Origin of the sequence: Halomonas sp. B23F22_20 (assembly GCF_043496985.1) — a bacterium.
In the GTDB taxonomy this organism is placed as follows: Bacteria; Pseudomonadota; Gammaproteobacteria; order Pseudomonadales; family Halomonadaceae; genus Halomonas.
On the sequence record NZ_JBIEKH010000046.1, the window covers coordinates 1 to 7,171 of the forward strand.

Here is a 7,171-nt window from a genome sequence, read left to right on the forward strand (position 1 = left end):
CGCCCGAGGTCAGCCTCAAGGACATCTTCGTCTCGCTGCTGCCGTTCATCGCCTTGCAGCTGTGCGTGCTGTTCGCGCTGCTGTTCTGGCCGAACCTGGCCATGTGGCTGGTGGGCTGACGACGCCGAGAAATTGACGGTATTGGCGAGTCATCGGTCTTCCGGTGGCTCGCTTTTTTTTCGAAGGTGCCTGGCGATTTTTGCGAAATGATGGGGCGTTTTCTTGCGCATGATGAAAAAATAACGGCGCCTTGGCGCCGTAGTTATCGTTGCTTCTGATAGGTGTCCAGGCTGTGGTTCAGTCGTCGTCGCTCTCGCTCATGGCCTCGAGGAAATGCTCGACGATCTCGCGAGGTGGCTGGCGGATGTCCATGCGGATGGCCTCATCCGCGCCGGGCACTTCTAGGGTGGCGAGCTGGCTGTCGAGCATGTGAGCGCCGGCAAAGAAGTGGCCGCCGCGGGATTCCAGGCGTTCCAGCAGCACCCGGCGGCTGCCCGACAGATAGAGGATCTTCAGGTCAGGTGCCGCCTGGCGAAGCTGGTCACGGTAGCCGCGCTTGAGCGCCGAGCAGCCGATGATCAGGTCGCGTCCTTGATCGTGGTAGTCCCGGTAGAGGTCGGAAAGGGTCGCCAGCCAGCTGGCACGGTCATTGTCATCGAGGGGCTCGCCGCGGCTCATCTTGGCGATATTGTCCGGGCCGTGGTGGTCGTCACCGTCGATGAAGGTGGCCCCCATGGCGGCGGCCAGTTGTCGTCCAATATGAGACTTTCCTGAACCGGAAACCCCCATGACGAGAATGCTCTTGGCGGTCGTCTTCATGCGAGAATCTGCCGTGTCATGACATCGAAAGGTTGTCGGCGATTCTAGCATTTTTTTGAGTATGAGAGATGAGCATTTTTCTCGGAATCGAGCGCGAGAGGATGCTGAGATCCATATGGCGAGCGCGGACACTTTTCGAATATCGCCTAGCGATAGCCGGCCATCAGTTTGCGTATCAACGGAGTATCGGCATCGCGATGGGTGGGTAGCTCGAAACGCGCCCTGGCGATGGCCGTGCGTGACAGTATGGCGGTGATCAGCCCCTCGTCGTCCTCGGCCGCGGCGAGCGTCTCGCCGCGGGGGCCGAGGATGCGCGAGCCGCCCCAGAAGTGGCTCGCACCCTCGGGGCCGTAGCGGTTGGCCATGATCACCGGGGTGCCGTAGGTCATGGCGTAGAAGCGTACGTTGAGCGCCCAGTTCTGCTCGTTGGAGAAGTCCTCGCTGACGATGCCCGAGGCGGAGTTGATCGGCGCGCAGAGCACGGTGGGTCGGGGCAGCAGGGCGGCGTGCACCAGGGCAGGGTTCCACAGGTCGGCGCAGATCAGTTGAGTCGCCGACCAGCCGGGACGTACCTGAGCATGGGTAATCTCGCTGCCGTGGGTGAACCACTTGCCTTCCTCGAGGCCACCGTAGGTGGGCAGGTTGAGCTTGCGGTGCACGGCGACGATCTCACCGTATTGGAGGATGGCCAGGGCGTTGTAGTACTCGCCGGGGCTGGCTTCCTCGACGAAGCCGACCACCGCCTGCATGTCGCCGCAGGTTCGGGCCAGTCGGGCCAGGCGCGGATCCTCCACCGGCATGGCGACGCGCATCACGTCGCTGCCCAGCCCATAGCCGGTCAGCGAGAGCTCGGGGAAGACCAGCAGTTCGACGCCGCGGTCGGCGGCGTCCCGGAGGATCTCGAGGTGGCGCTCGAGATTGGCGTCCACCTCGCCCAGCTCGGCGTTGAGCTGGGCGGCGGCGACATGGAGCTCGTCCTGATAGTGCATATCACGTCCTCGTGGCAACGGAGAGAGGCGTTAGTGGGGCGGTCGATGGTGAGACGCGACCGAGGGAGATGGTTCAGTCTGCCTCGGCCGGTCCGAGCAGGTCGAGCAGATCGCCGACCGCGCGGGTTTCCAGGGTCAGGATGATCCGCTTCAGTTCCTCGGCGCGTTTGCCGAGGACGGGTTCAGCCAGGCCGTGATACTTGGCGATCAGCTCATCGTCGGACAGCGGATTGTGCGGGTTGCCGCGGGCCTCGCAGGGCTCGCTTTCCAGCACTCGGCCACCGTCGAGATGTAGCCGTGCCGAGGCCCAGCGCTCGGCGGGGAAGCGGGCATTGAAGGTATCGCTCTCGTGGATCTCGACCCGGGAAGCCAGGGCGCGCAGCACCGGGTCATCGAGGGTGGTGACGGCATCGGTATCGAGGGTGCCGCGGGCCAGGGCGGCGGCCACCGACCAGGGCAGGCTGTACTGGGCCTGTTCGGTGCTGTCGGGGTGCATCACGTGTAGCCGCTTGCCTTCGTGGAAGGTCGTGATCTCGATCCGCGAGATCGTCGCTGGGTCGTCGACTCCGAAACGCAGCGACAGCACTGCCTCCACGGCCGGCTGGGCCCAGCGGCACACCGGGTAGGCCTTGAAATACTGCTCGTCGAGATACCAGCGATGGCCCAGGTCATGCCACAGATGTTCGACTTCGGGGACGGTAACGGTCAGCGCTGGGGCGCCGGTGAAGCCGTCTCGTGCCAGCAGCGCGGCGGAGATTCCCGTCATGGCGCCCCAGCCGGAGCCATCCTTGAGCATGGTGGGGTGGTCGATGCAGCGCATCATCTGGCTGCGCGGCCCGTAGAACTCGGCGATGCCCAGGGCGTGGTGCAGTTGCCGACGATCCAGGCCCAGCAGCCGCCCCGCCATGGCGGCGACGCCCAGGGCGTTCCAGGCCCCGGAGGTGTGGTAGTCGGGGCTCGTGGCGTGCAGGGCGATACCGGCGCGGGTCGCAACCTCGTAGCCCAGCGTCAGCAGCGCCAGAAAGTCGCGGCCCGAGAGCTGCGCGACCTCGGGCAGAGCCAGCAGTCCCGGCAGCAGGGCAACGCCGGCATGCCCCTTGGTCAGTACCTGGCCGTCGTGGGCGTCCAGGGCGTCGATCAGCCAAGCGCCGTGCAGGGCCACGCCGGTGGGCGAAGCCCGGCCGTCGGCGAACAGCAGCGGCCGCTCGCCGCCATGCTGGGAGACGGCGAAGCGTCGGGCGCGGTCGGCAAGTTCGGTTCGGGTGGCGCCCGCGGCCACCCCGACGAGGTCCAGCAGGCAGCGCTTGGCCTGGGCTTCGAGGGCGGCATTGGGTAGCGGGTCGGCGTCGAGGATCCAGTCGAGCGGGGTGGTGGTCATCGGAAGCTCGTCGAGGGAGGGGAAGACGGCGAAGGCCGCCCACGGGCGGCCTTCGGTGTGACGTCATGGCAGGATCGTGCTCAGAGCAGTTCGTTTTCCTCGAGGAAGCTCTGGGCCACGTCCTCGATGGTCTCGCGCTCCACGTCGACCCGGGCGTTGAGGGTGGCCATGGTCTGGTCGTCGAGCAGTGCGGACAGCGTGTTCATCTGCTCGGCGAGGTCCGGGTTGGCGTCCAGGGTCTCTTGGCGAACCACCGGGGTCAGGGCATAGGCCGGGAAGAAGTTCTGGTCGTCCTCGAGGACCTGGAAGTCGAAGGCCGGGATGCGACCGTCGGTGGCGAACACCAGGCCGACGTCGACCTGGCCGTCGCGCAGTGCCTGGTAGACCAGGCCGGAATCCATGCGCTTGACGTCGGCGCGACCGACGCGGAAGTCGTAGGCCTGCTGCAGCGGCCGCCAGCCGTCCTCGCGGGCGTAGAACTCGGCGTTCATGGCGAAGCTCAGCGCCTCGCCGTCGTTGACCGCCTGGGCCAGCTTGGAGAGGGAGTCGATGCCGGTCTCTTCCACGCTCTCCTCGCGCATGGCCAGGGCGTAGGTGTTGTTGGCGGCGGAGGGCTCCAGCCACACCAGGCCCTTCTCGCCGTCGAGCTCCTTGACCCGCTGATAGGTCTCTTCCGGCGACAGCGACTCGGTGACGTCGTTGTAGTTGATCAGCGAGGTGCCGGTGTACTCCCAGTAGAGGTCGATCTGGCCGTTCTCCTGGGCCTGGCGGAGTACCGCGGAGCCCATGCCGGCACGGCTTTCGACGTCATAGCCGAGCCCCGTCAGGTACTGGGATGTCATGCTGGCCAGTATCTGCTGCTCGGTGAAGTTCTTGCCGCCGACCACGACCTCGTTGGCCTGGGCGGTGCTCATGGCACCGGCGAGCGCCAGGCCGGACAGCGTCATCATCAAGCGTTTCATGGTGTTCTCCTTGATCTTGCCAGTGGTGAATCTTGCCGAATGGGACCGCCCACAGGCGGTCGGAAATGCGTAGGTGTTGCCCGTTCAGGTCCGCGACGGGTTGACCCCGCGGGGTACCACCAAAAAGGCGGTAGTCGCCACGACGGCATCGACCACGATCGCCAGCAGGGCGGTGGGAATGGCGCCGGACAGCATCATCACCGGGTCATAGAGGTCGATGCCGGTGAAGATCAGCTCGCCGAGCCCGCCGGCGCCGATCAGGAAGGCCAGCGGCACGGTGCCCACGTTGATGGTCAGCGCCGTGCGTACGCCGGCAAAGATCACGTAGAGGGCATTGGGCAGCTCGACCCGCAGCAGGCGCTGGGTCGGCGACATGCCGATCCCCGCGGCGGCCTCCATCAGCGCCGGGTTGACGCCCTTGAGGCCGGCGTAGGTGTTGCGGGTGATCGGCAGCAGGGTGGCCACGAACAGCCCGAATACCGCCGGCACGGTGCCGATGCCCAGGAAACTCATCGACAGCGCCAGCACCGCCAGGGTGGGAATGGTGGTGCCGACGTTGAGGACCTGCATCGCCGATTCGGCGACTCGGGCCATGCTGGGACGCGACAGCACGACCCCCAGAGGAATCGCCACCAGAATGGCCAGGCCCCCTGAAATGGCAGTCAGCCACAGGTGCTGGACGGCCAGGAACTGGACATCGGGCAGGTAGAAGATGAAGTCGTCGATGACCCCGCTGGACTGGCTCCACACGCCGACGAAGAAGATGGCGATGAGCAGCGCAATGCGCAGGGCCCCCTTCAGGCTCTGGATCGGCATCGGCTTACTCCTTGGTGGCCGGGTCGGCAGTCGCGGGTGCTTGCTCCTTGGGACGGAACCGCGAGCCCAGGTGATGGGTCATGGCGCGCTGGGTGATCTGGCCGCAGACGCGGCCGGTCTCGTCCACGCAGGGCAGCCAGGTGATGTCGTTGGAGAACATCAGCGAGGCGACCTTGCGCAGGTCGTCGTCCAGCGACACCGTGGCCGGCACGTTCTGGAAGTGGTCGCGACAGTAACCCTTGGTGGTGCGCGCCTGGGAGCGGGTGATCAGCCCCACCGGCTGGCGCCGGTCGTTCACCACCAGGATGGCGTTCTGGTAGCCGAAGTCGTCGATCCGTGCCAGGGCGGTCTCCAGGGTGTCGCCAGGGGACACGGTGCCGATCTCGTCGGAGACCACGTCACGTACCTTGACCAGGTTGAGGCGCTTCAGCGCCCGGTCCTCGCCGAGAAAGGACTCGACGAACTCATCCTTGGGGTTGGCCAGCAGCTCGTCTGGCGTGGAGTACTGCTCCAGGCGGCCGGCGCGGAAGATGGCGACGCGGTCGCCCATCTTGATCGCCTCGTCGATGTCGTGACTGACGAACATGATGGTCTTCTTGAGCTCCTGCTGCATCTTGAGGAACTCGTCCTGGATCACCGCGCGGTTGATCGGGTCGATGGCGCCGAACGGTTCGTCCATCAGCATCACCGGCGGGTCGGCGGCCAGCGCCCGGGCCACGCCGATGCGCTGCTGCTGGCCGCCGGAGAGCTCGTTGGGGTAGCGCTTGAGAAAGGCATCGGGGTCCAGCGCGATCATGTCCATCAGCTCTCGGGCGCGTTCCCGGTATTTCGCCTTGTCCCAGCCCAGCAGCTTGGGCACCACCGTGATGTTGTCCTCGATCGTCATGTTCGGAAACAGGCCGATCTGCTGGATCACATAGCCGATGTTGCGGCGCAGCTCCTGGGTGTTCAGGTCGGTGGTGTCCTCGCCGTTGATGAACACCTTGCCCGAAGTGGGGCGGATGATGCGGTTGATCATCTTCAGGGTGGTGGTCTTGCCGCAGCCGGAGGGGCCGAGCAGGATGCAGATCTCGCCGGCGGGCACGTCCATGTTGATGTGGTCGGCGGCGGTGACCGCCCCCTTGGGGGTATCGAAGACCTTGGTCAGGTTATCCAGTCGAATCATTCAGCGGAGTCCTTGTTGGTGAGGCGGGGCGGCGAGGTGCGGCATCAGGCCGTCTCGGCGGCGCGCTCCATGCCCAGGGGCGTCAGGCGCTTCTGCAGCGCCAGCAGGCCGTAGTCGACGATGATCGCCAGCAGGCTGACCGCCACGGCGCCAACGATCAGCTGGCGGGGATCGGACTGTGAGATGCCGCGGCTGATGAAGGTCCCGAGCCCGCCGGCGCCGATGTAGGCGGCGATGGCCATCACCCCGATGTTGAGCACTACGGCGGTGCGTACCCCGGCCATGATCACCGGCACCGCCAGCGGGATTTCCACCATGCGCAGACGCTGGTTCTGGCTCATGCCGATGCCGCGGGCCGCCTCGCGCAGGGCCGGGTCCACGTTATTGATGGCGGTGTAGGTATTGCGGATGATCGGCAGCTGAGAGTAGAGCAGCACCGCGATGACCGCCGGCAGGTAGCCGATACCCTGGCCGATCAGCGACAGCACCGGAATCATGATCCCGAACAGCGCGATGGACGGCACCGTGACGATGATCGAGGCCACGTAAAGCACGGTCTTGGCCAGGCGCTCGTTCTTGGTGATGGCGATGCCGATGGGCACGCCGGTAAGGGTGGCGATCCCCACGGCCACCCCGACCAGGGCAATGTGCTCGAGCGTTCGCGAGAGCAGCAGGTCGAGGTTGTCCAGGGCGTACTGAAAGAGCTCCAAGTCCCTATCTCCTAATCGTTTCCATGCCGAAGAAGCATAGCCGTCGGCGGGCGTTGACGACGTAGTACTGATGATGTCGTGAGCGTGAGGCGGGTGCTCGTCATGGGGTCGTAGCTTAGCAAAGCGTTGTTTTTGCGTGGATGACGATACGCAATGGTGGGAATTGCGAGCCGTGATGCATGGGGTTCGGCTTCGGGCTTCGGGCTTCGGGCTTCGGGCTTCGGGCTGCGGGAGACGGGAGACGGGAGACGGGAGACGGGAGACGGGAGACGGGAGACGGGAGACGGGAGACGGGAGACGGGAGACGGGAGACGGGAGACGGGAGACGGGAG

7 protein-coding genes are annotated in these 7,171 nt (G+C 65.6%); all 7 read right to left on the minus strand.

The genetic code is table 11. The features are described 5' to 3' along the window. Positions 1 to 297: 297 nt before the first annotated feature. On the minus strand, positions 298 to 819 hold the full coding sequence (locus tag ACGTN6_RS20330) for a gluconokinase (RefSeq protein WP_394594854.1): 522 nt from the start codon (positions 817 to 819) through the stop codon (positions 298 to 300). Positions 820 to 965: 146 nt separating this feature from the next. Then, positions 966 to 1,808, minus strand: a complete 843-nt coding sequence (locus tag ACGTN6_RS20335) for a nitrilase-related carbon-nitrogen hydrolase (protein WP_394594856.1) — start codon at positions 1,806 to 1,808, stop codon at positions 966 to 968. Positions 1,809 to 1,881: 73 nt separating this feature from the next. Next, positions 1,882 to 3,186, minus strand: a complete 1,305-nt coding sequence (locus ACGTN6_RS20340; protein WP_394594858.1) for an MmgE/PrpD family protein — start codon at positions 3,184 to 3,186, stop codon at positions 1,882 to 1,884. A gap of 80 nt (positions 3,187 to 3,266) precedes the next feature. Beyond that, the gene (locus ACGTN6_RS20345; RefSeq protein WP_394594860.1) at positions 3,267 to 4,148 is read right to left on the minus strand and encodes a glycine betaine ABC transporter substrate-binding protein; all 882 of its coding nucleotides are present in this window, start codon (positions 4,146 to 4,148) and stop codon (positions 3,267 to 3,269) included. A gap of 84 nt (positions 4,149 to 4,232) precedes the next feature. Then, the gene (locus ACGTN6_RS20350; protein WP_394594862.1) at positions 4,233 to 4,964 is read right to left on the minus strand and encodes an ABC transporter permease; all 732 of its coding nucleotides are present in this window, start codon (positions 4,962 to 4,964) and stop codon (positions 4,233 to 4,235) included. 4 nt (positions 4,965 to 4,968) lie between these two features. Beyond that, a complete protein-coding gene (locus ACGTN6_RS20355) occupies positions 4,969 to 6,129 on the minus strand; it encodes an ABC transporter ATP-binding protein (protein WP_394594863.1) in 1,161 nt (386 codons plus the stop codon). 44 nt (positions 6,130 to 6,173) lie between these two features. Continuing rightward, entirely contained in the window at positions 6,174 to 6,839 is a 666-nt protein-coding gene (locus tag ACGTN6_RS20360) for an ABC transporter permease (RefSeq protein ID WP_394594865.1), read from the minus strand. Positions 6,840 to 7,171 lie beyond the last annotated feature (332 nt).